The sequence below is a fragment of the Streptomyces sp. 5K101 genome (assembly GCF_046506645.1).
In the GTDB taxonomy this organism is placed as follows: Bacteria; Actinomycetota; Actinomycetes; order Streptomycetales; family Streptomycetaceae; genus Streptomyces.
In genome coordinates this window covers 37,931-62,688 of record NZ_JBKFFO010000003.1, presented here as the reverse complement: position 1 = coordinate 62,688, position 24,758 = coordinate 37,931, and the positions used below count along the sequence as shown (strand labels likewise).

Genomic DNA, 24,758 nt, shown 5'->3' with positions numbered 1-24,758 from the left:
GTCTCCCAGAGGGAGCAACGGTCTCCGGGCCCGTCACCGACGCCTTATCGTGGTCGTCATGACTGTGCCCGAGCTGATCCGCATCGTCTCCCGTTCCTCCCCGATGGCCCTCGCCCAGGTGGAGCGCGTACGCGCCGAGCTGGCCGCGCTGCATCCGGGCATCCGTACGGAGGTCGTGCCCGTCACCACGACCGGCGACCGGTGGATGGGCGACCTGGCGCAGGTCGAGGGCAAGGGGGCGTTCACCAAGGAGGTCGACGCCGCGCTCCTGGCCGGTGAGGCCGACCTCGCGGTGCACTGCGTCAAGGACATCCCGGCCGACCGGCCGCTGCCCGCGGGCACGACGTTCGCGGCCTTCCTCAAGCGGGACGACATCCGCGACGCCCTGATCCACCCCGGCGGCCTGGGACTCGACGAGCTGCCGACCGGTACGCGGATCGGCACGTCGTCCGTCCGGCGGACGGCCCAACTGGCCGCCTCCCACCCCCATCTGGAGTGCGTGCCGATGCGGGGCAACGCCAACCGGCGGCTGGAGAAGCTGCACGCGGGGGACGCGGACGCGCTGCTGCTCGCCGTCTCCGGCCTCGAGCGCATCGGCCGCACCGACGTGATCACCGAGATCCTGTCGGTCGAGACGATGTGCCCGCCGATCGGCGCCGGGGTCCTCGCGCTCCAGTGCCGCGAGCACGACGACGCCGTGATCGACGTGGTGAGCGCACTCGGCGATCCCGACGCCCACCGGGAGACGACGGCGGAGCGGATGTTCCTGCACGTCCTGCAGGGGCACTGCAACAGCCCGATCGCCGGTTACGCGCAGGCGGAGCGGAACGGCGACCTGTCGCTGCGGGCGAAGGTGTTCACCCCGGACGGCAAGACCGTCCTCAACGCGCACGAGTGGGCCGGGCGGCTGGACCCGGCCACACTCGGCACCTCGGTGGCCGTCGCCCTGCTGCGCCAGGGAGCGCGCGAGCTGATCGACGGCATCGCGCACTAGCGGTGCGCGACGGGCGCGGTGCTCAGGACCCCTCGAAGTAGGCGTCGAGCACCGCGTCCAGGCCCGCCGTCCACTCCTTGAGCCGGCTCCTGGCGTCCGCCTCGACCTCGGCGTTGAACCAGCGGTTGGCCGCGATGTGGACCGTGACGGTGAAACGGCGGCCGAACCGCGGGGTCGTGACCTCGACCGCGCCGATCTCGTCCCAGCGGAAGTCGGCCTCCTGGTCGTCGAGGCGGAAGCGGACGCCCTCGCGGTTCGCGGTGATCGAGCCGCGGCGGTCGCTGACCTCGAAGACGGGTCCGCCGTCCCCGGTGCCCTCGGCGTCGTCCTCACCGTCCGCCGCCGCTTCGTCCGCTGTCGGGTCGTCAGCTTCCGTGTCGCCCCCGGCCTCGGCCTCGGCCTCGGCCTCGTCCTCGGCTTCGATCGCGCCCTCGGCCTCGTCGTCGGAGACGGCCTGCGGGGTGTCGTCCCCGGCTTCCTCCGGCTTCCCGTCCTCGCGCTCCCGCGTCCCGTCGGCCGCCGCGAGGGCGGGACGGGCACCGACGAGTCCGGGGAGGAAGGCCGGGTCCGTGCTCACGGCGAAGTCCGGCTTGATGTTCGGATCTATCTGCTGCTCCACGGCGGGCAGTATGGACGACGAAGCTGTGCGAGGCCAATGGGCGCTCGCAGCGGCGCCTCGCCGCGACGGATTCACGTCGGCGCAGGGCGGACCGGCCCCGCCGCCGGTTGAGGTGTCCGGGTCCTGTGCCCGGACGCGGCTCACCGGGGCGACGGGGCCGGCGGCACCGCCGTGGCGTCAGCGGCGCAGCAGCTGCTTCATCCGCTTGCCCTCGGCGGACTCGGCGAGGGTGTCCCACAGCTTCTTCGAGCTGGTGGACGTGTAGACGCCGGGCGCACCCTGCTCACCGCAGCCGTCGCCGTACGACACGATGCCTATCTGGTAGGTGCGGCCCGCGACCTTGCGGAACAGCGGACCGCCGCTGTCGCCCTGGCAGGAGTCCTTGCCCTCGACGCCCGCGCAGACGTTGACAGCCTTGTTGTACTCCGGATACGTCGCCGTGCACTCGGCGTGCGAGAGCAGCGGCACCTGCACACCGCGCAGCCGGTCGGGGTAGTTGGGCAGCTCGGTGTCGGTGTTGCCCCAGCCGATGACCGTCGCCTGCGCGCCGGGGCGGAGCAGGGCGTCCGTGCCCGCGGTCGGCATCTTCACGGCGGCGATGCCGGTGACCGGCTTGGCCAGCTCCAGCAGCGCCAGGTCGTACGCCCCGTCCCCCTTGACGTAGCGGGGGTGCGAGACGATGCTCCGCACGTTGCGCAGCTGCCCCTGGTCCTTGTCGGACAGGACGGTCCGGCCGACGGTGACCTCGAGCTGCTTCGGCTTGGTGTCCGTGACGCAGTGGGCCGCCGTCAGAACCACGTTCGCACTGATCAGGCTGCCCCCGCAGAACTGGCGGTCGACCGGGCTTCCGGTGCCCTTGTTCAGGAGGGCGGCCATCCACGGGTGGGCGGAGTCGGGCTGCTCCACGCCGCCGATGATCCTGATGCTGGGCCTGGTCCGCTCCTCCGCCGGTGCGGTCCGCGCGGCGGCCGTGGTGACGGCCGACGCGACGAGGGCCAGGGCCGCACTCGCCACCAGCCCGACGGAGGCTATTCGGCGGGCACGGTGACGGGTCGGGGAAACTCTCATGGGGGTTGGTCTCCACTTCTGATAACGGACGCCGAACGACCGCACCTGGCAAGGGGGTTGGCCCTTCGGCACTGTCGTGTCATCAGAGCGGCAAATCGCGCGTGAGGTTCACTCGCCACCGGAGGTTTTCCGGGTGCCGGCGTGTTCGGTCGGCTGCGGCGCGCGGTCCGGGGCGCCGGGACTCACTTCAGGTCCCGGACCGTCGGGACTCACTGCTGCTGCGGTCTCTTCCACCGGCCGGCACGGCCGGGCAGGCTCAGCCCGACAGGGAGTCCTTCATATGGCGCAGGATCGAGGCGGTGACCTCCTCGCGAGAGGCCCGCCCGTCGATGTGGACCAGTTCCTCGCCGAGTTCCTCGTAGGTGCGGGTGATGGACTCGATCCGCTCCGCCGACTTCTCCTCGTGCTTCAGCCGGTCGCCGTCGCGCAGACGCAGTCGGCGGAGCAGCTCGTCCGTGGGCAGCTTGAGGTAGAAGGCGTGGTCGGGGCGGGGGATCCCGCTGTTGATCGTCGCCAGGAAGCGGAAGTCGACCCCGCGGTGCACGAAGACGCCGAACGTGGCGTAGACGTAGCGGTCGCAGAGCACGACCGCGCCGCGCTCCAGGGCGGGATTGATCACCTCCATGACGTGCCGGCGGCGGTCGGCGGCGGCCAGCAGGGCGAGGATGTGCGCGGTCTCCACGGAGCCGCCCTGGTCGTGGAAGACCTGCACCTCGGCCAGTTCCCGGTACCAGTCGGCGGGCTGGCGGGTCTCCACCACTTCCCGGCCCTGCGCGCGGATGGCCTCCGCGACCCGCTCGATCTGGGTGGTCTTGCCGGATCCGTCGAAGCCGACGATCGACACGAGCAGCCCGCTTTCGGCGGCCAGAAGCTGGCGATCTGCGTGGTGGAGGAGCGGCGTCTGCGGCTGTTCGCGCAGCGCGGCTGTTCCGAGGAGGTTCTCGCCCGGCTGGAAGGCATCCCGCTGCACGCCCGGCTGCCCGTGACGGACACGCTGACCTCCGGGGCCCCGCTGTTCGTCGAGTCCCGCGAGGAGCTCCACGAGACATATCCCGCAATCCCGGCAGGCGAGGACACCAGCTCCTGGGCGTTCCTGCCGTTGATCGCCTCCAACCGTCCGGTGGGCGCCTGCATGCTCGCCTTCGACGACGTCCACCCGTTCACCGACGAGGAGCGGGGGGTGCTCACGGCGCTGGGCGGCCTGATCGCCCAGGCGCTCGAACGCGCGAGGCTCTACGACGCCGAGTTCGCCCTCGCCCGCGGCCTGCAGAACGCGCTGCTGCCGCACCGGCTGCCCACGCTGCCGGGCCTGCGCGTCACCGGGCGTTATCTTCCGGGCACCAGGGGGATGGACGTCGGCGGCGACTGGTACGACGTCATCCCCACCGGTGAGGAGGTCGCGCTGATCGTCGGGGACGTCGAGGGACACGACGTCGCCGCCGCGGCCACCATGGGGCAGCTGCGCAGCGCGATCCGGGCCTTCACCACCGCCGGCCACCAGCCGAGCGACATCGTCGCCGGCACCAACCGGCTCCATCTGGACCTCGACCCGTCGCTGCTCGCCAGCTGCTGCTACGCCCGCCTCACCCTCGTTCGGGGGTCGTGCGCTTCGTCCGCGCGGGCCACTGCCCGCCCGTGCTGCGCCTGCCCGACGGCCGTACCGAGATCCCGGACGTGCCGTGCGGCCCGCTGCTCGGCGTCGAGGCGGCGCCCGACTATCCGGAGTCGGAGCTGCGCCTCGTGCCCGGGTCGGTCCTGGCCCTGTACACGGACGGGCTGGTCGAGAGGCGCGACTCGGACATCGGCTCCGGCATCGACCGCCTTTGGGCATCGCTGGCCCGCATGGGCGGGGGCTCGCTGGAGGATCTGGCCGACGGGCTGCTGAGCGATGCCGGCCAGTCCGCCGACAGGCGGACGACATCGCCCTCCTGCTCGCCGAGTACGCCCCGCCGCCTGCGCCTGCGCCGACGGCCGCGTGAGACGTCGCCTCGCGGCAGGAGCGACCGGACGGCGGGATTCCGGGCTGCGTCCCGAGGGTTGCCGCAAGGCTTCGGGCTCCCTTGATGATGTGGTCTGACAGCGGTCGAGATCGTTTTCCCAGGTGCGGCCGGCTGTTCCCCGCTCTCGGTCCCCACCGACTGGCAGCTACGCTCCCCGGGCCGTGAGTAACGGACACTCGGAGTCACGTGCCTACGGCCCTCGCTGCGACGCCTGATCGCCGTTCTCTTGGTGACGTCGCGACGGCAGACTGTGGAGGTGGACTCCGACCTTTACCCTGATCTGGCTGCTGCGGGCAGCCTGGCCGCAGCGCTGGAACAGCTGGCGGCCGAACTCGACGTCGATCTCACAGTGGTACCCGGGGATTGGGGCCCACTCGCTTCGGCCGGCATCGCCTCGTCGGTCCCCGAGCGCAAACCGCTGTCCGTTCACATCGGGGCCGAGAGCCGCTGGTTCGGTGTCTCCGGCTGGAGTCGCGGAGTCGAACTCATCACCGGAGCCACGCCCGACTTGGCGGGTGTCGTCAGGGCCGGAGCGGCGTGGGGGCGGGGCAGGAGCCTGCGGGACCTGCGGGCGGAGCTGTCGTTTCTGCGCGCCGGCGAGCGTGCCGAAGCTCACGAACGCGGGCCGGCCGCGGTGGTGGAGCTGCAGTGGCGCACGATGCGGGAGCAGGCGACCGAGGAACCGGATTCCACAGGGTTCGGCGAACTTGTGGAAGCGGCTCATGCCGAACCGCGGCTGCGACAACTCTATGTATTCTCCAGCCACTGGACGCTCGGCTTCAGCTCCTGCACTGGATATCCGTTCCGCAATGAGGTGGCCATCGTCCCGTCACACTATGGCAGCCCATTCCGACTGAAGAAGCATCCGCTCTCCGACGACGTCCTCGGCGAGGCCGCCACAGCCGAGGAAGCCGTCGCCCTGGCGGTGAGCCACCTCCCCAGCGATCTCGGTCCGGCCGTCGCGGGAACCGCCGAACACGATGGATGACGAGCGCGAATCAAGTCACTGACCGTGACCGATCCCGTGGCAAGTTGGCTCCCCGTCCTCCGGGGTGGCTCCCGTCGGCGAACGGCGGCCGACGGCGGTGCACTGACAGTCCCGCAATTTTGAATGGCTGTTCAACCCAGAGTGATGCGCCTGCCGATCAGTGCTCGTAGCGGGGCCGGCCCGATGCTCGAGGCAGCCGGATACGAGAGGCAGGGACGGGAGCCCCGGTGAACCGGGCGTTCGACTACCTCACCCGGTAACCGTCCTGAGCGACCGACCGCTCGTTGAAGTCCGCGAAGTCGCTGACCCACTGCCGGACGTCGTCGGGCGCATCGTCGAAGAACGACAGCACCTCAGCGACCACTCCCTTGCTCGCAGCCAGACGCAAGCGCGTTGCGATGAAGCCGGCCTCCTCCGCGCTGACGTGCCAGTTCCCGTTCGAAAGGAACTTCTCCATGTCTGCGGTTTGTTCCGTCGGTTCCAGTCCTGGCGTACGTGACGCCGGTTCCAGACCCTGCCCGGCCGCAGCGCCGGCCTCCCGCATGATTTCCCGGACAAAGCCCATTTGCCAGTTGTTGAAGCTGAACGTGCCGCCAGGAGCAGGCTGTTCGAACCTGAATGCGTATCCCATGGCGGTAGGGTAGGCGCTGCCTGATTCGGCACCCAGCCGGGGATGCCGTGGCCGGTCCGGCACTGCCGGGGCCCAGCGCCGTGCTGTCCGCTCCGTGACCGACTCGGGGCCGCCCCGATGCCGGCTCCCGCCATGTCCCACGCAGCTGCCGTCTCCCGGGTGCTGCGGATGGACACCGGATCGGGCATTCCCTCGTTTTCCACAAGCGGCGTCCAGCGGGAAGCGAGCATGGCTTGAGCCGTGAGCAGGCCGGGGGCAGCCCCGCACCTGTCCGCCCCCAGCAGGCTGTCCCGCCCCAGGGCGCAGTACGGCGCCCGAAAGGGCAGTGGGCGGCGGTTCGGTGGTTGCCCTTGCGGGCGTGTGCGGGAAGCGTCGGCCGGCGCAGCATGGGGGGCGGAAGGGGTGAGGGGTCCGTGGTCAACTGCGCGGTGTGCGGGAACCGGTGTGATCCCGGAGAGCAGTTCTGCGGTGCCTGCGGGGCCTTCCTCGAGTGGTCGCAGGCCGGCACCCCGTCAGCCGTGGCCCAGCCGGACGCCGCCGTGCCCCGGGAGGAACCGGCGGCCCGGGCGGGCGGGCCGGCCGTCCCGCCGAGGCCCACCGCCCCGCCCCTGCGCGCCGTGCAGCCTCAGGTCGAGGAGCCCGGACGTCCGGTGCCGCCGCCGTCGCGGCACGGGGACGCCGCCGAACCGCCGCCCCAGGCCGGGGACCTCATCTGCGGTCAGTGCGGCAGCGGAAACGTGCCGACGAGGCGCTACTGCCGGCGTTGCGGCGCCTCCCTCGAGGACTCCCCCGTCGTACCCCGGCCGCCCTGGTGGCGGCGACTGTTCACCCGCCGCCCGAGGCACAAGCCCGTCGCCGGGGAGCGGCCACCGCGCCGGCAGTGGCGGCGGCCGCGATTCGTCCTGCCGCTGGTGGTGCTCTGCGTCCTCGTGGCGGTCGGCTACACCTTCCGCGGTGAGGCCGGCCGAGTGCTGGAGACCGTGAAGGACCGGACGTCCAGGACCGAGCAGATGCATGCGGTGAAGGTGACGGCGTCGAGTGCGGGGAAGCAGCACCCGGCCGGTCTTGCCGTGGACGGGACGACGGACAAGTACTGGACACCCGCACTGCCCGGAGCCGCCGAAGGGGAGTATCTGGAGGCCACGTTCGCCGAACCCGTTCGCCTGCTCGATCTCGTCGTCCATCCGGGCAGCTCCCCTGTCGCCGAGAAGTTCCTCACCCAGGCGCGGCCCAGCAGCCTGCTGATCACCGTCACCTCGAAGGACGGCCGGACGACCGTCAGGACCGTCCGGCTGGCCGATGTGCCGGGAGGGCAGCGCTTCCACCTCGCCGTCAGCGATGCCGTCCGGGTCCGGCTCACGGTCCAGGGCGCGTACGGGGGCGGGGACGGCCGGTATCTCGCCCTCGCCGAGGTCGAGTTCTTCAGACGGCGCTGACACGGGGTCTCAGCCGAAGCGGGGTGTCACACGCCACCCAGGGTGTCCAGCATCTGCGCGTGCCGGCGCTCCGCGTGCCGGGCCGCCACCGGGTCACCGGCCTGCCGGTGGGCTGCGATCAGCAGCCGCCACACCGCGTCCTGGAACGGGTCCAGGGACAGCGCGTGCGCGGCGGCCGCCACCGCGGCGGCCGCGCGGTGGCGGCCGAGTTCCACTTCGGCCAGCGCGTGGGCCGCCCGCACCGCCTGGTTGCGATACTGCTCACGGATCGGCACCACCCACTCAGCCGGGCCGTCCTCCGGCAGCAACTCCCCGGTGTAGAGCCGCAGGGCCCGCCCCAGCGCCCCCGCCGCCCGGTCCGTCTCCCCGCGCGCCGCCGCCCGCACGCCCTCCCCGGCCGCGGCCTCGAACGCCTGGACGTCACAGCTGGCCCCGGGATCCAGCACCAGCATGTACGCCTCGCCCGACCGCACCAGAACCTGGGCCCGCCCTCGTCCGGTGCCCGGTTCCAGGACGGTCCGCAGGGCGGAGACCGCGACCTGCAGTCCGCGGCCGGCCGTATGTGCCGGGCTCTGCGGCCACAGGGCGGCCATCAGCTCCTCCCGGTGGACGGGCCGCCCCGCGTGGACGGACAGCAGCCGGGCCAGCGCCCGTACGCGCGGCCGCGTGCGGCTCCAGTCCAGGGGACGCCCCGCCAGTGTGGCCTCGTACCGCTGGAAGCAGCGCAGGGCCAGCGACGCGGACGGGGCCCCGTCGGCGCGGTGCACGGTGCCCGTGTGCCGGGCCGGCCGTACGCGGCGCCGGGCCAGGTGCGCCCGCAGCAGCGGCACGTCGGTCTCCAGGCCGTATTCCTCGGCGAGTTCCGGCGCGTCGGCCCCGTCGTGGCCGCCGGGGTCGTCGGGTCCCCGTTCCATCAGACCCACGAGCCGGGGCGGTAGCGCTTCCAGCACTTCCCGGTCCAGATACGTGCGCAGGCCGGCGGACTCCAGCGGGTCGCGGCCCGCCAGGACCGCGGGCCTGCTGAGTCTGAGCACGCCGGGCCAGCCCGAAGTGAGCTCGGCAAGCTCCCGGGTGACCGCCGGGGCGTCCGGGAAGACGGACGCGATCTCCCTTTCGTCCAGGCGCAGTTCAGGGGCGCGGAGCACGGTGGTGTCGGCCAGTTCCAGCCGAGTGAGGTTCAGCGCGGGCATCCGGCGGCCGGCCAGGATCAGCCGCAGGTTCCGCGGCGCCAGCACGGCCAGTTCCTCCAGTAACGCCTCGGCCGGGCTGCCGTGCACGTGGTGGACCCCGTCGACGAGCAGCAGGACCGGATCCGCACGGTGCTCGACGGCCAGCAGGACGGACTCCACGGAGACCGTGTCGGCAAGCTCCAACTGCCGTCCCAGACTGGCCAGCAGCGAAGGCACCCCGAGCGTGTCCCGGCACGGCCGCCAGTGCAGCACCTTCCCGGGGAAGACGTCCGCGGTCCGCGTGAGCAGGGTGGTCTTGCCGTACCCGGCGGGGGCGACGAGCAGGGTCAGCGATGCCGTTCCCCGAGCGAGTCCCGGCACCAGCCGCTCGCACACCGTTTCGTGCATAAAGGCCTCCTCCCCCCGACAGGAGGTCAAGGATGAGCGCTCACTCTCCGCACCGGCGGAGTAACTGATTACCCCATATGGGCTTGCGTGTGCAACATGCGTGCTTCCCCGGGCGTTCCGTGCGATCCGCTCGTTCGGGGCCGCGGGGCGCAGACCGTACGCCCCGCTACGGCTGCGCGATCACCTCGACGGTGAACGGCAGATGCACCGGCCTGTTGCGGGCCACGAACGCCGACACGGCCGCCCGGTCCACCGCCTCCGGGTCCGGAACCCGCAGCCGCACGGTCAGGTGCGGCTGCGGCGTGCCCGGGAGCGGCGTCAGCGCGGTCGCCGACCACACCGTGCCGCCGCTCTCCTCGATCTCCGCGGTGACCCCGAAGGCCCGGCGGATCTGCTCCGCAAGTCCCTTCGCGGTGCCCCGGGAGGCGTGCCCGGGTACCGCTCCGTACACCTCGCCCTCCGCGCCCACCCAGGCCGCGAGCAGCGCCCGGAAGTCCTCGGGGGCCAGGCGCGGGTCGAAGTACGCGGGAAGGCTGTCGAGCACGCCCAGCACGGGCGCCAGCACGTCGTCGAGCGCCTCCGTGAGCCGCTGGACGAAGTCGTCGTCCGCGTACACGCCCGGCAACCGGGCCCCCAGCGGATGCCTGCTCGGCAGCCCCGGCACGATCCGGCGCTCAGTCACCACCGGTCACCTCCACCCGTCTCACACCACCCGCACCTGGTGGTCGTAGCCGAAGACCAGGGAGCCCGCGTCCAGCGTGATCCGCTCCGCCTCGTCGCCGCGCCGGCGGGTCTGAAGGTCCGCGGGGAACAGCCGTACATTCTCCACCGCCTCGACCCCGGCGACCTGCTGGAGCACCGCGAAGACCTCCCCGCTGTGCACGGCCCGCCCGAACGGCCAGCCGTTCCCGTCGGGGCCGCCCGTGAGCGGGTTCAGCCGGCGGTACAGGGCGGCCAGCGCGGCCTGCTGCACCCTGGCGGCCGGCACGCCCGCCGCCGCCTGGAGCACCGCGACCACCGTCACACCCTGGTAGTACGGCGGCTCGACGACCAGCCGTGCGCCCAGCACGCGCCGCGCGTCCAGATGCGCCGCGACCCGGGCCAGGAGCTGGGGCGGGCAGGCCATCTGCCCGAACTCCAGGCGGCCTTGGCCGTCGTCCTCGGCGGCCGGGACCAGCAGCACCCGTACGCCGCCCGCGCCCGCGTCCACGCACCGTACCCGGGCGATCTCCGGGGCCGCCTGCCTGGTCAGGTACTCGTAGTCGTCGGCTGTCACGGCCCGCTCCCGGGTGCGCAGCGCCGACGCGCCGCGCACCCGGGCGTTCGCCACGTCCTCGCCGTCGACCCCGCCGCTCGCCGCGCGCCGGTTCTCCACCCGGGCGATGTACGGGATCGAGCTGCGCAGCACGGCGAGGGCGCGGCGCGCCACGTTGCCGCGCCGTCCCCCGCCCGCGAGATAGGAGCGGACCCGCACGGGGACGCCCTTGGCCGGAACGGCCCCGTAGTGCCGGAGCGTGCCGTCGGCCTGCCGTACCGCCGGGCCGAAGCTCACCTCGCCGGTGCTGCGGTCCAGTCGTATGTGCCGGTCGAGGGGACCGGATTCGCCGAAGTGCTCGACCTCGGTCCACTGCGTCCAGTCGCCGCCGGGCGCCGCGGTCTCCACGACGAACGGCGGGCCGCCCGCCACCACGGGAGCCCGGTCCAGCGTGAACGTCTGGGCGGGCACGCCTTCGGAGACCCCGAGGAGTTCCCCGCCCGTCCGTTCGGCGTGCACGGCCGGGGCGGTCGCGCCGATGGTGAACGCCTCGGCGGACAGCAGCTCCGGCGTCGCCGAGTACGTACGCTGCCCCTCGACGGGTGTCTGCACCACGCACCGCAGCCAGCCGGCCCGCTGCCTGGCCTCCACGGAGGCCAGGTGCCCGGCGGGCAGCTGGACCAGAATGTCGCCCGGCCGGTTGAAGCCGCCTGTGCCGTCGCGGTCGACGTCGCAGCGGGTCCAGCCCTCGGCGGTCCACGCCTCCCAGGCCAGCGGCGGGTGCTCGGGGTCGATGCCGTGGCCGGCCACCGGGAAGTCCAGCCGCAGCGCCACCACGCAGGAGGGTGCGGCCCGCGAGAGGCCGAAGAGCACGGCGTCGCCGGGGCGCGGTACGGCGGAGAAGCAGGGCACCCCGCGGCCTTCGGCCAGCTCCGGCCCTCGGTCGGCGGCCACGGCGCCCGGTTCCGCGGTCACGACGGCGAGGGCGGTCAACTCCACGGGCACGACGGCGACTTCCCGGACCGTCGAGAAGACCACGGCCTCCTCGGTCTCGGTGCGGTGCGTGGCGACTTCGGTCCCCTCCCGCACCTGCACGGTCTGGTCCTGCGGCGCCGAGAGCCAGAAGGTGACGTCGGTGCGGGCGGCCGTGGGCGGGTGCAGGGTGAGCCCGATCAGGTCGAGGAACGCCAGGTGGTTCTTGTCCGGGACCCGGTTCAGCCGGTAGATCAGCTGATCCGTCATGTGCGCGAAGGCCTCGATCAGCGTGACGCCCGGATCGGAGACGTTGTGGTCGCTCCACTCCGGGCAGCGCTGCTGCACCATCCGCTTGGCCTCGTCGACGAGGTCCTGGAAGCGCCGGTCGTCGAGATGGGGCTCGGGCAGGCTCACCGGTCACCTGCCTCCGCGGAGCCGTTCTCGTGTGCGGGGATCACATAGAACGGAAAGACCAGGTTCCGGGGGTCGTTCGTGCCCCGGGGCGCGTACCGGATGTCGATGTAGAGGGTGCCCTCGTCCTGCGCGTCGAAGGTGACGTCGACGTCGACGAGGTCGATCCGCGGCTCCCACCGCTCCAGCGACAGCCGTACCTCGTACGCGAGGTGCGCGGCCGTGGCCGCGTCGGCGGGCGCGAAGACGTGGTCGTGGATCGCGCATCCGAACTCCGGGCGCATGGGCCGCTCGCCGGGCGCGGTGCCGAGGATCAGCCGCATGCTCTCCTCGACCTCGCGGTCCCCGCCGACCAGCGCCACGGCCCCGGTCGCGTCGGTCCGTACCGGAAAGGCCCAGCCGGAGCCGATGAACTGCTCTCCCACTGCCCTCAGCCCCCGATCAGGACGGTGAGCGCGCCCATGACGATCGGCGCCCCGCACACGGCCAGGTCGCCCACGCGCGCGGCGGGCATGCCGCCGATGAGAACGGTCGGGCAGCCGGGCGGGGCGATCGCGGACGGAGGGTGTACGGCCGGCGGCGGGAACGAGCAGATGTGCGGGGTCGAGACCACGGCCGCGGGCATCCCCGCGATGAGCACGGTGGGCACCCCGGGCGGCCCGATCACCCCCGGGTGCCCGGTGGGGTCACCGACGCGTGCGGCAGGCGGCATCTGACCTGTCTCCTCTTGGTGGTCTCAAGGCGAATCTCTGGTTGATCCTCAGTTGATGCGGACGAGGGCGGCGCTGATCGAGCAGCTGGCCCCGCCCTTGATCTCGGTGCTCGCCGTCCCGTCGACCCCGACGGTGGTGCCCTTGACATCGACCTGGCCGCTGGTCTGGAGCTTGACCCCGCCCGCGCCGCCGTCGACCTCGACCCCGGTCCGGGCCGTGACCTGGACGGACTGACCGGACAGTTCGAGCTTCCCGGTGCCGGCGTCCATGCTGATGCCCTGCTCGGCCCTGACGGTGACCTTGTCCTTCGCGGTGATCTCGACCTTCCCGTCGCTGTGCACGGTGACGGACGTGGCCTTCTGGTCGAGGTGCAGGGTGAGTTTGCCGTCGCCGGTCGCCAGGCGTACGCCCTTGGGCCCGTTGGCGGCGTCGAGCAGCTCCAGCCGGTTGCCGGAACGGGTCACCAGGGAACGGCGGTTGACGGCCCCGCTCGTGGAGTCGACGAGCGCGCAGTCGTGCTCGGACGGCTTGTCCTGGCCGTTGTAGAGCCCGCCGATGACATAGGGGTGGTCCACCCGGCCCTGTTCGAAGCCGACCAGCACTTCGTCGCCGACCTCCGGACCGAAGACTCCTCCGCCGCCCTTGCCGCCGAGGTCCGCGGTCCTGGCCCAGTCGCTGACGTAATCCCCGTCCAGCCAGGGGAAGGCGAGCTTCACCCGGCCCCGCCCCTCGGGGTCCCGGGTGTCGGTCACCGTCGCGTTGACGAGCCCGCCGATGCGGTCCTGCGGGAGTCCGCCGCCCCCGCCCGAGGCGAGCCCGTACAGCGAGCGGTTGGAGCGACCACCGACCGTGATCCACGTCTGGTAGCCGGTGTCCGGGTCGAAGACGTGCCGGCTGCCGGAGATCGTGTACTTGCCCTCGAAGGGCGCCCCGACGCCCGCGAGGGTGACCGCCGTCCCGGCGCGCAGCTGCGGGATGCCCATGGCGATCGCGTCGAGCTCCGCGAACGAGGCGGCGAGGTCGGCGGCGAGTACTTTCGCGGCCTGGTCGGCCTCGGCCTGGGTGCCGTACGGGGTGTCCGTGGCCAGGAAGACGGACGTGCCGAAGGGGTCGGCGGCCTGGCCCGGGGTGAGCCCGAGCTGGAGCCGTTCACTGCGGTCGGCGGGAGCCCGGCCGACGACCGCGGCCTTGGCCTGCACGTCCCAGCCGCGCGCCTCGACCTGCTGGACCTGGTCGGCGGCGGTGACCGCGGCATGGCAGCGCAGCAGGTTCCGCCCGAACTCCAGCACGTAGGGGCTGGCCTGCGGCCGGGTGGAGGTCGCCGGCGCCGTCTCGGCCCTCGCCGGATCGCGGAAGGTGAACTTCCCGTCGACGACGGCGACTTCGGTGCCCGCGAGATCCGCCAGCCGGTGCAGGAACTCCCAGTCCGTGATGCCCGGCTGGGCCAGGTGCTCGTACACCGTGGTCGTGGCGTCGACCCTGCCGATGGGCAGCCCGGCCCGCTTGGCCACCTGCACGGCGACGTCGGAGGCGGTCATCTGGCGGTATCCGGCGACGCGGCGGCCGCGGAAGCACCGATGGGCGTGGTCGAGCCCGCGGACCACGGTGAAGGTGCCGGTGGCGTCGAGGTCGATCTCGACGGCCGTGACCTCGCCGGCGATCAGGAGCCGGCGCTGGGTGTCGTCCCCGGCACGTGCGTACAGACTCATGGGCGTGCCGATGGTGATCCCTGTCCGGGGCAGTACCAGGTGGTGCGGGTCGCGGAAACGGACGACGAACAGATCGGGCAGCTGGGTGGAGTCGTCGACGTAGGCCGAGACGATCAGTTCGGCCACGGGCGCGGGCAGCGGCTGTCCGTTCACCTCGACGACCAGGGAGTTGGCGAAGCTCTCACCGGCCATGCGGGGCCCCGATCTCCTCGGCGGCGGGCAGCAGCAGTTCCGTCCCGGGCGCCAGGCGCATCGGATCGTCGATGCCGTTGGCCTCGGCGATGTCCCGCCAGGCCGCCGGATCCCCGTACTCCCGCCAGGCCAGCAGCGCGAGCGTGTCCCCGGAGACCACCCGGTGCACCCGACGGGCGGCGAGCGCGCCGGAGGTGGGGTTCTGGCCCGGCATGGGCCCGCTGATCTCCTCCAGGGTCACCTGGCAGGTGGCCCGGATGGGCAGGCCGCCGGGCGTGAACAGGGTGTATTTCGCCTGCACTTGGCTGACGTAGGCCACGAATCCGGTGAGCCCGCCCCAGTGGAGGATCACCCACGGCGGTACACCCTGCTGCCTCTGGTGGGTCTGGTCGGTGGGCACACAGCAGGACAGCAGCGACTCGACGGCCGACACCACGCTGTCGTCCTGCTTGGCGGTGGCGTCGAAGAACATCTCCAGGGTGAGCTTGGACGGTCCGGCGCCCTTGAACTCCGCGGGCCCGGCCTTCTTGGCTCCCTTGGCGGTCTTCCGCTCCCACTTGGCGATCTTGGCGAGGGTGAGTTCCTTCGGGTTGAACTGGAAGTCGATCTGTCCCATACGCGGGCCGGGGGTCGTCGTTCCGCCGTCGGCCGGGGGCTGGCGCAGCTCCAAGTAGGCCCGTTCGAGCTTGGGGCGGGATCCGCCGCTCCCCTTGGGGTCGGCGGGTCCGGACGGGGCCGCAGTGGCGATGAACGCGACCGGCTGGTTGGCCATGTGTCTCAACTCCCCGCGTGGAGAAAGCCGTGGTGGGCGATCTCGAGGGTCTCGGTGGCCACCTTGACGTTCTCCGGGCTGAGGGACGGCCCGGTCCAGCGGACGGGGACCACGTCCATCAGGCTCCACCGGGCCACGACGGTGCCCTCGACGGTCATCGCGCTGATGTGCGCGGTCTTGCGGGCTACTCCGTTGATCATGCCGGACAGCCAGGCGGTGACCTTCTCGGTGTCCTTGGTGACGGGCCGGCTCAACTTGATGTTGGAGAACTTGATCCGGGACGGCAGCTGCCAGACGTAGCCGTTGTTGCCGCCCTCCTCGCGCTGCTCCATGACGACTTCGCAGCCGAGGCCCTCGCAGCTGTTGAACGCCCCGAGGTTGATGTTGTCGATCTCGACCATGAAGCACACGCTCACGGCGGGGTCCGGCTGCTGGTTCTGAGCCATGGCTTCCCTTCAGGCGTTCGGTGGTTCTGACGTCGTTCAGTGACGGGGATCGAGGCGTACGCCGGCCCGTTCCCGGTCGAGCCGCAGCTCGGCGCGGAGCAGTCGGCCGAGGGGGCCGACGAGCCGCCGGACGAGCTCGTCGGTGGACTCAGCACCGCCGGGAGCGGCGGGCGCGGGCGCAGCTGGTCCGGGTGGCTGGGGCTGCGCCTGGGCGGGAGGTGGCGGGGGCGGCTCGGGTTCTGGTGCCGGTGCTGGTGCTGGTGCTGATTCGCTTGCTGCGGCTGGTTCCGGTGCCGCCTCGGGCGCGCGCTGTACGGCCGCGGGTGGGAGCGCCCAGGACACCGGTGCGGTCGGCCCGGGCGGCGGCTCGGGCAGCGGGACGCGCTGTACCGGCACGTGCGCGGGTACGGGCTCCCAGGGCACGAGCGCGGGCGTATCGGGCGTCGTGGATCGCTGCACGGGCAGCGGCGCGGCCACGGGCGGCGGTGCCCAGGACGGTACGGCCGCGGACATGACGGGACCCGGGGTGACGGGGCTCGGAGCGATGGGCTCCGCTCGCCGTACGGAAGCAGCGGACGCGGGCGCCGAGGTCACCGGCACCGCTGCGGGCGGTACGGCCACCGTCCCGTCGTACTGCACCATCGGCTCGGCCCGCACCGATCGCTGCACGGGCGTGGGAGAGGGCGGCGAGGGTACCCAGGTCACCGGCACGGTCGCGGGCGGCGCGGCCGTGGGTTCCGGGCTCGGGGTCCGGGCGGTCTGCGGCGCCGGCTCGGGTGCGGACCGCAGCTGAAGTCCGCGCTCCCCCACGAGCCCGGCCACGGGCTCCGGTCGCGGCTCCGGCACCAGGGGCACCTCCTCGGCGGCCCGCCGAAGCGGGGCCGTCCGTACGACGGTCAGCGGCTCCTCCCGGCGCTGCACAGGCACGGGTACCGCGGCCGGTTCCTGCGCGGCCGCCGCCAGGGCGTCCGGTGGTACGGACACGGTCACCGCCGGCTCCGGGGCCGGAGGCGGCGGTGCCGCGTGCGGGGACACGGGCACGGGGGCGGGTACGGGTACGGCGGGCAGCGGAGCCCCCAGGCCCAGCCGCCGGGGCACAGGGGCGGCGCCCGGTGGGGCAGGAGGCCGTGACTCCTGGCGCTGGACAGGTGCGGGTCCCGGCACGGACGGCAGCGGGGCCCCCAGTCCGGCCCGCCGGGCCGGAGCGTGCTCCACCGTCTCCGGCAGTGAAGCGCCCGCAGGGCTGAGCGGCTGCTCCCCCACCAGCGGGCGCTCCGGCGGCGTTTCGGCAACCGCGGCCGGGGGGTCCGCCTCCGAGCGCTGTACGGCAGGCACCTCGTTCTGGACGTGCCCATCCATCGGCAGATGCGGGGACACCGACGCCGGCTCCTGAGGCACCGACGGCTCCTCAGCTCCGGGTGCCACCGGGGGCGGTGCGTCCACGGAGGTCATCGCCTGCTCCCCGATCAAGGGCCGCTCCGGCGTCCGTGCCACCATCTCGGCAGCAGCGGCCTCCTCGACCGTCCGGAGCTCCGGCCGACGCTGGTGCCCCGCGTCCGGCGGATCCGCCGGACTCTCCGTCGGCGTCGGCCACTCCCCTCCCGCGAGCGGAGCCACGTCCGGTGCACGCTGCACCGCAACAGGCGCGACCGGAGCGCGCGCGTCCGCCGGACCGGCCTCGACGGCCGGCCGTTCCCCCACCAGGGGGTGCTCCACGTCCGCGGAAGCCGCCACCGACTCGGGCCCCGGGTCCGGCTGCGGTGCTCCGTCCACCCGCTGTACCGGCACCACCTCGCGCGGCGCCGTCATCGTCGAAACCGCCGGCAATGCGCTGACCGGAAGCGACCGCAGCGGCGGCTGCACCACCCGGGCCACGGTCAGCGACAGCTGCGGCGCGCGCGGAACCGCCACAGGAGCCACCGGCGTTACGGGGGCGACCGCCTCCGTGACGGCCACAGAAGGAGCCTCGTCGACCGAATCGACCGACCCGACCGAATCAACCGAATCGGCGGAACCGACCGACTCGGCCGGCCGGACGGCCGCAGGTGTCGCGTCCCCGGCCGCATCCCCCAACGGCTGCCGGTGCCAGGGCATGTGCCCTGCCGACACCTCCCGTCTCTGCACGAACGCAGGGCCCGGACGCGGCTCCAGAACCCCGCCGACGACCCCCGACGGCGCATCCGCGCGCACCGCGTGCCCCAGTCGGCGCTGCAGCGACGGATCGCGCCAGGAGACCAGTGAGTCACCGAATCCTGCCGGGTCACTCACCAACGCCGGTCCCCCGAACGTCAGCCGCTGCACCGCCAGTTCGCGCCAGCCGCCATCCGTCTCGCGGGGCGGCACGGCAGCCGGCGCCGTATCCGGAGCCGGGCCGGCCTGGGGCGCCGGGGCGCTTGAACGCCACCAGCTCCGCAGCGCGTCGAACACCATTTGCTCACCGCCCCCCGGCCGACCGGTTCAGCCGGGCGATCTGGTCGACGTACCTGCGCCGCTCCAGGTGTTCCAGGTCGAGGATCACGTCCATCGGCCAGTGGAAGTGGTAGGCGATGTACGCGACGTCGTCGTACAGCTGCTCCGTCGCGTACGTCACGATTCCCCCAGGCGTCCACCACCCGCAAGGTCGACCGCGAAGGCCGTGTCGCACGACGGGCACGTCACCTGCGCCCGGGTGTGCCCCTCGGCATTGATCCTCCGGTAGAAGTCCTGGAGGAACGCCAGATCCGAGGCGAACAAATCCTCGATGACACCCGCATGAATGTCCGTCACCGATCCGATCCGCTCCACCACCCGCCCGAGCAGCACGACCGACAGATACGCGGGGTTCTCCCGTACCCGGTCGTCCCGCAGGGGCACGAGCTCGTCGCGGGCGGTGGCGAGCCGCATCACCCCGCTGCGGTGCACGCTCCCCGCCTCGTCGACGTACCCACGGGGCAGTTCGAAGGTGAACTCGGTGCGCATGGAGTCGGCTCCGCCCCCGACCCCGGCGGGGGCCCGGACCGCCTCGGACGTTCCGGCTCCCGCCTCCGCGTACTCGTCGGCCGCGGCCGCCGTCGGCGCAATCTTCCGTCGCATCAGGCGATCACGCCACGTCCATCTGCTCGTACGTGATGACGAGCTTCTCGGTCAGGACGCTGGTGTCGCCCGCCTTCAGCGAGCTGATCTCCAGGCTCTTGGGCCAGGCGTTCACCAGGGTGTAGCGCTTGATCGCCTGGCCTTCGTAGTCGAAGACGATGATCGCGCCGCCCTTGCGGGCCGTGCCCATCTTCCCGAACCGGGCGTCCTTGATCCACTTCTCGAAGTTGTTGTCCGCGGTCAGACCGCGCGTCAGCGTGACCTCACCCGCCTTCGGCCGACCCGGCAGCTTCTTGATCACGTACTTGCCGTCCGCCGTGTTCTGCTTCAGCTCGATGACGTCCTGCTCCATCTTCAGGCCCGTCACCTCGTTGATCTGCTTGATGACGACCCCGTCGATCTCCAGCCCGAAGGAGTGACCGACCGAGGTGTCCATGTCCGGCAGTGCCATGCCATCCGCCCCTTACCTGCTCATCCGCTGCTTGGCTGCTCTACTCGTTGACGAGGCTGGTGCCGCCCGAGAACTGGGCCAGCCGGAAGATCACGAACTCGGCCGGCTTCACGGGCGCGATGCCGATCTCGCAGACCACCTCACCGGCGTCGATCCCCTCGGCCGGGTTCGTCTCGCGGTCGCACTTCACGTAGAAGGCCTCGTCGGGCGTCAGCCCGAACAGCGCGCCCCTGCGCCACTCGTTGACCAGGAAGGCCGAGATGGTCCGCCGGATCCGGGCCCACAGGGCGTCGTCATTCGGCTCGAAGACCACCCACTGGGTGCCGATGAGGATCGACTCCTCGATGTAGTTGAACAGCCGCCGGACGTTGAGGTACCGCCAGGCAGGGTCGGACGACAGGGTGCGTGCGCCCCACACCCGGATTCCGCGTCCCGGGAAGCTGCGGAGGCAGTTCACCCCGATCGGATTGAGCAGCGCCTGCTCGGCCTTGGTGAGATGGACGGCCAGGTCCACGGTGCCGCGCACGACTTCGTTCGCGGGGGCCTTGTGCACGCCGCGGCTCTCGTCGTTCCTGGCCCATACGCCCGCCATGGCCCCGCTCGGCGGGATGAACGTCGTCTGGTTCGGAGCCGTGGGGTCGGCCACCTTCACCCAGGGGTAGTACAGGGCAGCGTACTTGGAGTCGTATCCCGCCTCCGTCGTGCGCCAGTCCTTGACCCGCTGCGGCGAGAGGTCGGGCAGCGGGTCGATGATCGCGACGCGGTTCCCCATCAGCTCACAGTGGGCGATCATCTCCAGCTGGACGGCCTTGACCCCCTCGGCGCCCAGCGCGCCCTGCTGGTAAGCGCTCATCAGGTCCGGGACGGCCAGCATGGTGATCTCGTCGACGGTCTGCAGACCGCCGAACCCGGTGCGTTCGTCCGCACTTCCCACGTAGTCGGCAGTGCTGAGTGCCGTGGGGACGGCGGGCACCGCCGCGGGTGCGGGCGCCGGGGCGAGACCGACCGTCTGGTTCTCGGGCCGGCCCAGCGCCTGCGCGGGCCCGGCATCCTCCACGGTGATCAGCCGCGACTTGTCGCGTACCACCGTCACCACGTAGTTGCGCTGGCTCCGCTTGGCCGAGACCTCCCAGGTCTCCTCGACCCGGTCCGCGCGCTTCACGTTCAGCGTGAAGGCGTCCTCGCCCGGCGACTCGCCCTTGGCGTCCGCGACCTCGACGGCGATCCCCTCGTCCGTGCCTTCCAGGGCGGCGACCTGGAACCCGCCGAGGGCGGTGCGCGGGCCTGCAGGGAGCGCCCCGGTCTTCCCCCGCTTCCCGGCGGCGGCCGCGGGCCGCGGCTCCTGGGCGGCCGGCCCACTGTCCCCGCCGATCCGTACGACGTAACAGGTCCCGCCCCCGTTGAGGAAGTAGGCGTAGACGGCATGGGCCAGGTACGACCCCTCGATGAAGTCCCCGTAGGTGGCGGTGAACTGGCTCCAGTTCGTCACCAGGGTCGGCGTGTTGCACGGCCCCTCGGCCGCCAGCCCGACGAAGGCGGCCACGGCGGTCCCGACGCCTTCGATCGGGCGCGAGCCGGCCTCGACCTCTTCGACGTAGACGCCTGGTGACTTGTACGACGGCATCCTGGCCCTCCCCTGGGACGTAACGGTCGCCCCCAGCGTGCGCCGCGTGCCCCTTCAAGGTCATGACCTGTCGTACGGCCCTGGGGGAATCCCGGGGTGCCCCTTCGGGCAGAACCTGCGGCCTTCCGCCGAGGCCGATGCCCATGGCCCGCCCCGAACCCCGCCGGTCAGCGGCCCAGACCCTGGAGGCGGCCCAGGCGGCCCACCTCGTTGCGCAGGAAGGTCTCCATCTCGCCCTCGCGGCGGATCAGGTCATCGATCTTGACGGCGATGCCCGGCAGGTCCTTGAGATTGGGGGTGCTCAGGATCTGACCCTTCATCGAGCGCCAAGAGCGCTCCTGACGTGCGCTGTTGACGCTGCGCCGGAGCGGGACGAGGTTGTTGGCATGCGTGGAGATCGCGAGCTGGTGCTCGCGGTCCAGTTGCACGAAGCCGATGGGTTTGAGGGCACCGCCACTCGGCTGCCATACCAGTCGCGAGATCCAGTACATCGGGAAGATGTGCTCGGCCGTCATCGGATCGGCGGGCTCGCCGGGCCTCTGCATGATGGCCCCGAGGAAGTCCTCTCCCTTCTTCTCCGCCACCTCGCTCACCGCTGTGTTGGCGTCCTTGAAGGCGCTGGCCGCGCGCAGTCGCGCGACGAGGGCCGAGAAGGAAGCAACACGGTTCTTCTCCTGGTCGGCCACGGCCGTACCGACCGCGTCCTTCCAGTGCTTCACCTCCCGCTCGAGTTCCTCGATCTCGGTCAGATCGGCGCGCTGGTTCTGGCACAGCGCCAGGTACTCCTGCTGCGCGGCCTGCCGCTCGGCCCCCTGGGGCAGCGCGTCCCTGCGCGCTTTGACGGCCTCGATCTGCGACTTGCGGCCGTGCCAGCTGGCCTGCTTGCCGTCGCGATCGGTCTCGGCCGCTGTGAGCTTCTCCCTGAGCGTGCGGACCTTGGTCTCGAGGCTCGCATCCCCGGCGGCCAGCATGCCCGCTGCCTGCTGCTCCTCCGTCAGGGCTTCCGCCACCACGGTTTCGGTGGGGTTCACCTCGCCCCGGATCGCCCACTTACGCCCGGCCTCCACGAGCTCCAGGCTCTTCATGCCGTACTTGAGCTTGATCGCTCCGAAGGCCGACCGCGCCACCAGCCTGGGCATGGGCCGGCCGGCATAGCGGTTGACGACCGTGAGGGCCGCCGCGAGGCCCTTGTCCAGGCGGGCCTTCTTGCCCTCGGGACTGTCGTCGCCGCCCTGGACCTTCGACTTGAGGCTGCTCAGGACCTTCTTGCCCGCGGTGACGATCTTGTCGATGACCCAGTCGACCGCCTTCATCACCGGCGCCTGGACCTTCTGCAGGATCTCCTTGATCTTCGCCGAGATGCCGCCCAGGCCCAGCAGACTGGCCAGGAAGTCCAGGACGACCGGGACCGCCTTCGCCAGGCTCTGTTCGATCAGGGCCGGGACGCCTCCGCCGCCGCCCCGTGCGATGCCCTCGATGGAGTCGAGGACGGAGTCGACGAAGCTCTTGATCTGCGCCGCGCGGTTCACGAAGAACATCACCACGTCGTAGATCGCCTTGCAGGCCCGCACGAACGCCGACGCCGGGTTCAGCATCGAGAGGATCCAGGTGATGCCCGCCGTGACGATCTTCTCGGTCACGAAGTCCTTGATCGCGCCGATGACCGTGTCCTTGAGGTCGGACAGCTTCTCGACGATCCACTTCCACAGGCCGCCGACGCCCTCCGTCACCAGGACCTTGACCATCTCGAAGCCGGTCTCCAGCGCGCCCATCGCGCGCTCGCCGATCCGGGCCACGATGCGGGCGCGGATGTTGGCCCAGGTCAGGCCGAGGATGGAGAGGATGAGCTTGAGGATGCCCTTGGCGTCGAACGTCTCCGGGATCTCGATGCCGCCGGCCGAGAGCTGGCCGAACAGCCACTGCTTGAGGCCGTTCTTGAGGTGCTCGCCGATGCGGGCGGCGAAGCCGGTCACGCCCGCCTTGACCGCGTTGACGAGATTGCCGAGGAAGCCGATCGGGTTGGAGATGATCTTGTCGATGGCGCCAGCGGCCCGGGCCAGCACGCCCAGGAGCATGTCCTTGAGCTTCAGGACGGTCTCGATCGTGCCCGCGACCGCGTCCTTCGCCTTGCTCAGCAGGCCCTTGTTCTCCTCCTGGAGCTTCTTGATCTCCTCGTCGAGTTCGCCTCGCGCCGCGACATACTTGTCCGCGAGATCCTGCACCAGCGACTGCGACTTCTCCGAGACCGAGGACTCGAGCTGCTGGAACTCCCCGCCGATGTCGTTCGCCGCCTGCTGGGCGAACCTCCGCAGACTCGCGGGCTGTTCGGCGACCTTGTCGGCGATCTTCTGCTTGCCCCGCGCGATCGCGTTCGACGCGTCGGCCAGCCGCTTGCCGATCAGGTCCGCGATGTTCGAGATGACCGCGCGCATCTCGCGCTCGTAGACCAGTCGGGCCTCGGCGAAGATCTGGTTGGCGCGTGGCGGCGGGTCCAGGACCGCGTCGGCGAGCCAGCGGGCCGCACCCGTGATGCCGGAGTAGCGCTCGTCCTTCCAGGCCTTCATCTTGGTCTGGTGGTCGGCGTCGAAGGCCGCCTTCGCCGCCTTCTGTCCGTTGTCGAAGGCCGTCTCGACCTCGGTGTCGAGGGCGCCGAGGATGCCCTCGACCTCCTTCTTCGTCGCGTCGAAGATCCCCTTGATCTCCGCCGCGACGCGTGCCCGCTCCTGCTCCTCCTTGGACTGCGCGCTGCCCTGGCCCGCCGCCACCTGCTGGGCGGCGCCCGCCTTCGCCGCCGTCATGGCCTGCATCCCGACCGGGCCGGCGGCGGCCGCGCCGCCCTGTTCGGCGGCGACACGGACGGCCTCCTTCGTCCGGAACTCCGCAGGGGCGGTCGCCGCGTGCGTGTCGGATTCCTTCTTGGCGTCCAGCGCCTCCTTGAACTGCGGCTCGTTGGAGTGGGCCAGTTGCTCGGGGGTGACCTTGGCCTCCGCCATCATGGCGTCGGTCTCCTTGGGCCCCGTGCTCAAATCGGTCTGCTCGGGAGGGGCCTTGGCCACCGCGGCGGCCTTGGGGTCCGGGGCCGCGAGCGTGGGCGGTGCGGGCTGCCCCGGCAGCGGAGTGACCGGTTTCTCGACGGCCTTCGACTCGTCGGGAGCCTTGGCGGTCTTCTCGGTGATGTCCTTGGCGGAGCCTTCCTTGCCGGTCTTCACCTGCCCGGAGACCTGGGACTTGATCTCGTCGGTCTTCCCCGACTGGGTGAACGTGTCCGCCTCGTCCAGGGTCTTGGGCGCCTTCGCCGCGATCGCGGCGGACACGGCCGCGACGAAGGCCTCCTTGTCGAAGGTGCCGGGCTTCGCCGCGCCCATCTCCCCGGCCTGCGCCGCCTTGGCCTGTGCCTCCTTGTCGTCCCCGGGTGGCTTCGCCGCGTCCTTCGCGGCCTTCACCTGGGACGAGGTGCTCGGATGGGCGGCCAGGGCGTTCTTCTTGGCCCGGATGTCCCCGGCGACCTTCTGGAAGCGCGGGTCCGTCTCCGGCTTCAGGCCGGTGGGGGCCACGGGCAGCGCGGCACCGGAGTCCAGCCGCTGCACGGGCGCGGTCGCGGTCGCGGGCGCGGTCGCGGTCGCCGGCACTGTCGCGGGCGCGGTCGCGGGCGCTGCCACGGGCGCTGCCACGGGCGCGGTCGCAGGCCGCGGCTTCGCCACGAGCCGGGCCACGGCGGCGTTCCCCGCTCGGGCCTGCAGCCGCTGGACCGCTCGTGGGTCCAGTGCACGGGGTCGGGCGGCTGAACCCGGGCCCGCCTCCGGAGCCCGGTGCAACGGCGCCTTG

The 24,758-nt window shown here is 71.9% G+C and carries 22 protein-coding genes and 1 pseudogene; 6 read left to right on the top strand and 17 right to left on the bottom strand.

Features of this window, described 5'->3' with window-relative positions:
• The first annotated feature begins 58 nt into the window (after positions 1 to 58).
• The gene (gene hemC, locus ACLB9X_RS06115) at positions 59 to 994 is read left to right on the top strand and encodes a hydroxymethylbilane synthase (RefSeq protein ID WP_410359207.1); all 936 of its coding nucleotides are present in this window, start codon (positions 59 to 61) and stop codon (positions 992 to 994) included.
• Between the two features lie 22 nt (positions 995 to 1,016).
• Here hemC and ACLB9X_RS06110 read toward each other — a convergent pair whose 3' ends face one another.
• The 3 genes from ACLB9X_RS06110 to tmk all read right to left on the bottom strand — a co-directional run bounded on the left by ACLB9X_RS06110 (position 1,017) and on the right by tmk (position 3,525).
• Positions 1,017 to 1,613: a hypothetical protein gene (locus ACLB9X_RS06110; RefSeq protein WP_410359206.1), complete on the bottom strand. Its 597-nt coding sequence runs from the start codon at positions 1,611 to 1,613 to the stop codon at positions 1,017 to 1,019.
• 177 nt (positions 1,614 to 1,790) lie between these two features.
• Entirely contained in the window at positions 1,791 to 2,681 is an 891-nt protein-coding gene (locus tag ACLB9X_RS06105; RefSeq protein WP_410359205.1) for a S1 family peptidase, read from the bottom strand.
• A 256-nt stretch (positions 2,682 to 2,937) separates the two neighbouring features.
• The gene (gene tmk, locus ACLB9X_RS06100) at positions 2,938 to 3,525 is read right to left on the bottom strand and encodes a dTMP kinase (protein ID WP_410359204.1); all 588 of its coding nucleotides are present in this window, start codon (positions 3,523 to 3,525) and stop codon (positions 2,938 to 2,940) included.
• Between the two features lie 39 nt (positions 3,526 to 3,564).
• Between tmk and ACLB9X_RS06095 the strand changes: the two are divergent.
• Positions 3,565 to 4,745 (top strand): annotated as a pseudogene (locus tag ACLB9X_RS06095) (PP2C family protein-serine/threonine phosphatase).
• 192 nt (positions 4,746 to 4,937) lie between these two features.
• Positions 4,938 to 5,669, top strand: a complete 732-nt coding sequence (locus tag ACLB9X_RS06090; protein WP_410359203.1) for a DUF6193 family natural product biosynthesis protein — start codon at positions 4,938 to 4,940, stop codon at positions 5,667 to 5,669.
• 244 nt (positions 5,670 to 5,913) lie between these two features.
• Here the strand turns inward: ACLB9X_RS06090 and ACLB9X_RS06085 are convergent, their stop codons facing one another.
• Positions 5,914 to 6,300: a hypothetical protein gene (locus ACLB9X_RS06085; protein ID WP_410359202.1), complete on the bottom strand. Its 387-nt coding sequence runs from the start codon at positions 6,298 to 6,300 to the stop codon at positions 5,914 to 5,916.
• Positions 6,301 to 6,818: 518 nt separating this feature from the next.
• Between ACLB9X_RS06085 and ACLB9X_RS06080 the strand changes: the two genes are divergently transcribed.
• Entirely contained in the window at positions 6,819 to 7,736 is a 918-nt protein-coding gene (locus tag ACLB9X_RS06080) for an NADase-type glycan-binding domain-containing protein (protein WP_410359201.1), read from the top strand.
• 26 nt (positions 7,737 to 7,762) lie between these two features.
• On the opposite strand, the gene ACLB9X_RS06075 is transcribed toward ACLB9X_RS06080, so the two are convergent.
• The 8 genes from ACLB9X_RS06075 to ACLB9X_RS06040 form a co-directional block, all read right to left on the bottom strand.
• On the bottom strand, positions 7,763 to 9,313 hold the full coding sequence (locus ACLB9X_RS06075) for a BTAD domain-containing putative transcriptional regulator (protein WP_410359200.1): 1,551 nt from the start codon (positions 9,311 to 9,313) through the stop codon (positions 7,763 to 7,765).
• A gap of 166 nt (positions 9,314 to 9,479) precedes the next feature.
• Positions 9,480 to 9,995: a phage tail protein gene (locus ACLB9X_RS06070; RefSeq protein WP_410359199.1), complete on the bottom strand. Its 516-nt coding sequence runs from the start codon at positions 9,993 to 9,995 to the stop codon at positions 9,480 to 9,482.
• A gap of 21 nt (positions 9,996 to 10,016) precedes the next feature.
• Complete coding sequence (locus ACLB9X_RS06065; RefSeq protein WP_410359198.1) at positions 10,017 to 11,957, bottom strand: putative baseplate assembly protein; 1,941 nt, start codon at positions 11,955 to 11,957, stop codon at positions 10,017 to 10,019.
• A complete protein-coding gene (locus tag ACLB9X_RS06060) occupies positions 11,954 to 12,379 on the bottom strand; it encodes a GPW/gp25 family protein (protein ID WP_410359197.1) in 426 nt (141 codons plus the stop codon). The genes ACLB9X_RS06065 and ACLB9X_RS06060 overlap by 4 nt, the downstream gene beginning before the upstream one ends.
• 5 nt (positions 12,380 to 12,384) lie before the next feature.
• On the bottom strand, positions 12,385 to 12,666 hold the full coding sequence (locus ACLB9X_RS06055) for a PAAR domain-containing protein (protein WP_410359196.1): 282 nt from the start codon (positions 12,664 to 12,666) through the stop codon (positions 12,385 to 12,387).
• Positions 12,667 to 12,714: 48 nt separating this feature from the next.
• Positions 12,715 to 14,568 carry a VgrG-related protein gene (locus ACLB9X_RS06050; protein ID WP_410359195.1) on the bottom strand — a complete coding sequence of 618 codons (1,854 nt, stop codon included), beginning with the start codon at positions 14,566 to 14,568 and terminating at the stop codon, positions 12,715 to 12,717.
• A complete protein-coding gene (locus ACLB9X_RS06045) occupies positions 14,558 to 15,340 on the bottom strand; it encodes a LysM peptidoglycan-binding domain-containing protein (protein ID WP_410359194.1) in 783 nt (260 codons plus the stop codon). The genes ACLB9X_RS06050 and ACLB9X_RS06045 overlap by 11 nt, the downstream gene beginning before the upstream one ends.
• A 5-nt stretch (positions 15,341 to 15,345) precedes the next feature.
• Entirely contained in the window at positions 15,346 to 15,786 is a 441-nt protein-coding gene (locus ACLB9X_RS06040; protein ID WP_410359193.1) for a phage tail protein, read from the bottom strand.
• 39 nt (positions 15,787 to 15,825) lie between these two features.
• Between ACLB9X_RS06040 and ACLB9X_RS06035 the strand changes: the two genes are divergently transcribed.
• Both ACLB9X_RS06035 and ACLB9X_RS06030 read left to right on the top strand, forming a co-directional pair.
• Positions 15,826 to 16,053: a hypothetical protein gene (locus ACLB9X_RS06035; protein ID WP_410359192.1), complete on the top strand. Its 228-nt coding sequence runs from the start codon at positions 15,826 to 15,828 to the stop codon at positions 16,051 to 16,053.
• Between the two features lie 244 nt (positions 16,054 to 16,297).
• Positions 16,298 to 16,579 (top strand): hypothetical protein, encoded by a 282-nt coding sequence (locus tag ACLB9X_RS06030; RefSeq protein ID WP_410359191.1) that lies wholly within the window; start codon positions 16,298 to 16,300, stop codon positions 16,577 to 16,579.
• 1,641 nt (positions 16,580 to 18,220) lie between these two features.
• Here ACLB9X_RS06030 and ACLB9X_RS06025 read toward each other — a convergent pair.
• The 5 genes from ACLB9X_RS06025 to ACLB9X_RS06005 all read right to left on the bottom strand — a co-directional run bounded on the left by ACLB9X_RS06025 (position 18,221) and on the right by ACLB9X_RS06005 (position 24,604).
• Complete coding sequence (locus tag ACLB9X_RS06025) at positions 18,221 to 18,376, bottom strand: DUF6760 family protein (protein ID WP_410359190.1); 156 nt, start codon at positions 18,374 to 18,376, stop codon at positions 18,221 to 18,223.
• Entirely contained in the window at positions 18,373 to 18,858 is a 486-nt protein-coding gene (locus ACLB9X_RS06020) for a hypothetical protein (protein WP_410359189.1), read from the bottom strand. Before ACLB9X_RS06020 ends, ACLB9X_RS06025 begins: the two co-directional genes overlap by 4 nt.
• Positions 18,859 to 18,865: 7 nt before the next feature.
• A complete protein-coding gene (locus tag ACLB9X_RS06015) occupies positions 18,866 to 19,309 on the bottom strand; it encodes a phage tail protein (RefSeq protein ID WP_100110404.1) in 444 nt (147 codons plus the stop codon).
• Between the two features lie 40 nt (positions 19,310 to 19,349).
• The gene (locus ACLB9X_RS06010; RefSeq protein ID WP_410359188.1) at positions 19,350 to 20,933 is read right to left on the bottom strand and encodes a phage tail sheath family protein; all 1,584 of its coding nucleotides are present in this window, start codon (positions 20,931 to 20,933) and stop codon (positions 19,350 to 19,352) included.
• Between the two features lie 167 nt (positions 20,934 to 21,100).
• On the bottom strand, positions 21,101 to 24,604 hold the full coding sequence (locus ACLB9X_RS06005) for a hypothetical protein (RefSeq protein ID WP_410359187.1): 3,504 nt from the start codon (positions 24,602 to 24,604) through the stop codon (positions 21,101 to 21,103).
• Between the last annotated feature and the right edge of the window lie 154 nt (positions 24,605 to 24,758).

Coding starts and splice junctions, on each gene's coding strand:
- ACLB9X_RS06010 (WP_410359188.1), bottom strand. CDS start 20,933: ATGCCGTCGTACAAGTCACCAGGCGTCTACGTCGAAGAGGTCGAGGCC.
- ACLB9X_RS06040 (WP_410359193.1), bottom strand. CDS start 15,786: ATGGCTCAGAACCAGCAGCCGGACCCCGCCGTGAGCGTGTGCTTCATG.
- ACLB9X_RS06045 (WP_410359194.1), bottom strand. CDS start 15,340: ATGGCCAACCAGCCGGTCGCGTTCATCGCCACTGCGGCCCCGTCCGGA.
- ACLB9X_RS06085 (WP_410359202.1), bottom strand. CDS start 6,300: ATGGGATACGCATTCAGGTTCGAACAGCCTGCTCCTGGCGGCACGTTC.
- ACLB9X_RS06075 (WP_410359200.1), bottom strand. CDS start 9,313: ATGCACGAAACGGTGTGCGAGCGGCTGGTGCCGGGACTCGCTCGGGGA.
- ACLB9X_RS06055 (WP_410359196.1), bottom strand. CDS start 12,666: ATGCCGCCTGCCGCACGCGTCGGTGACCCCACCGGGCACCCGGGGGTG.
- ACLB9X_RS06020 (WP_410359189.1), bottom strand. CDS start 18,858: ATGCGACGGAAGATTGCGCCGACGGCGGCCGCGGCCGACGAGTACGCG.
- hemC (WP_410359207.1), top strand. CDS start 59: ATGACTGTGCCCGAGCTGATCCGCATCGTCTCCCGTTCCTCCCCGATG.
- ACLB9X_RS06105 (WP_410359205.1), bottom strand. CDS start 2,681: ATGAGAGTTTCCCCGACCCGTCACCGTGCCCGCCGAATAGCCTCCGTC.
- ACLB9X_RS06015 (WP_100110404.1), bottom strand. CDS start 19,309: ATGGCACTGCCGGACATGGACACCTCGGTCGGTCACTCCTTCGGGCTG.
- ACLB9X_RS06030 (WP_410359191.1), top strand. CDS start 16,298: ATGACGGGACCCGGGGTGACGGGGCTCGGAGCGATGGGCTCCGCTCGC.
- ACLB9X_RS06050 (WP_410359195.1), bottom strand. CDS start 14,568: ATGGCCGGTGAGAGCTTCGCCAACTCCCTGGTCGTCGAGGTGAACGGA.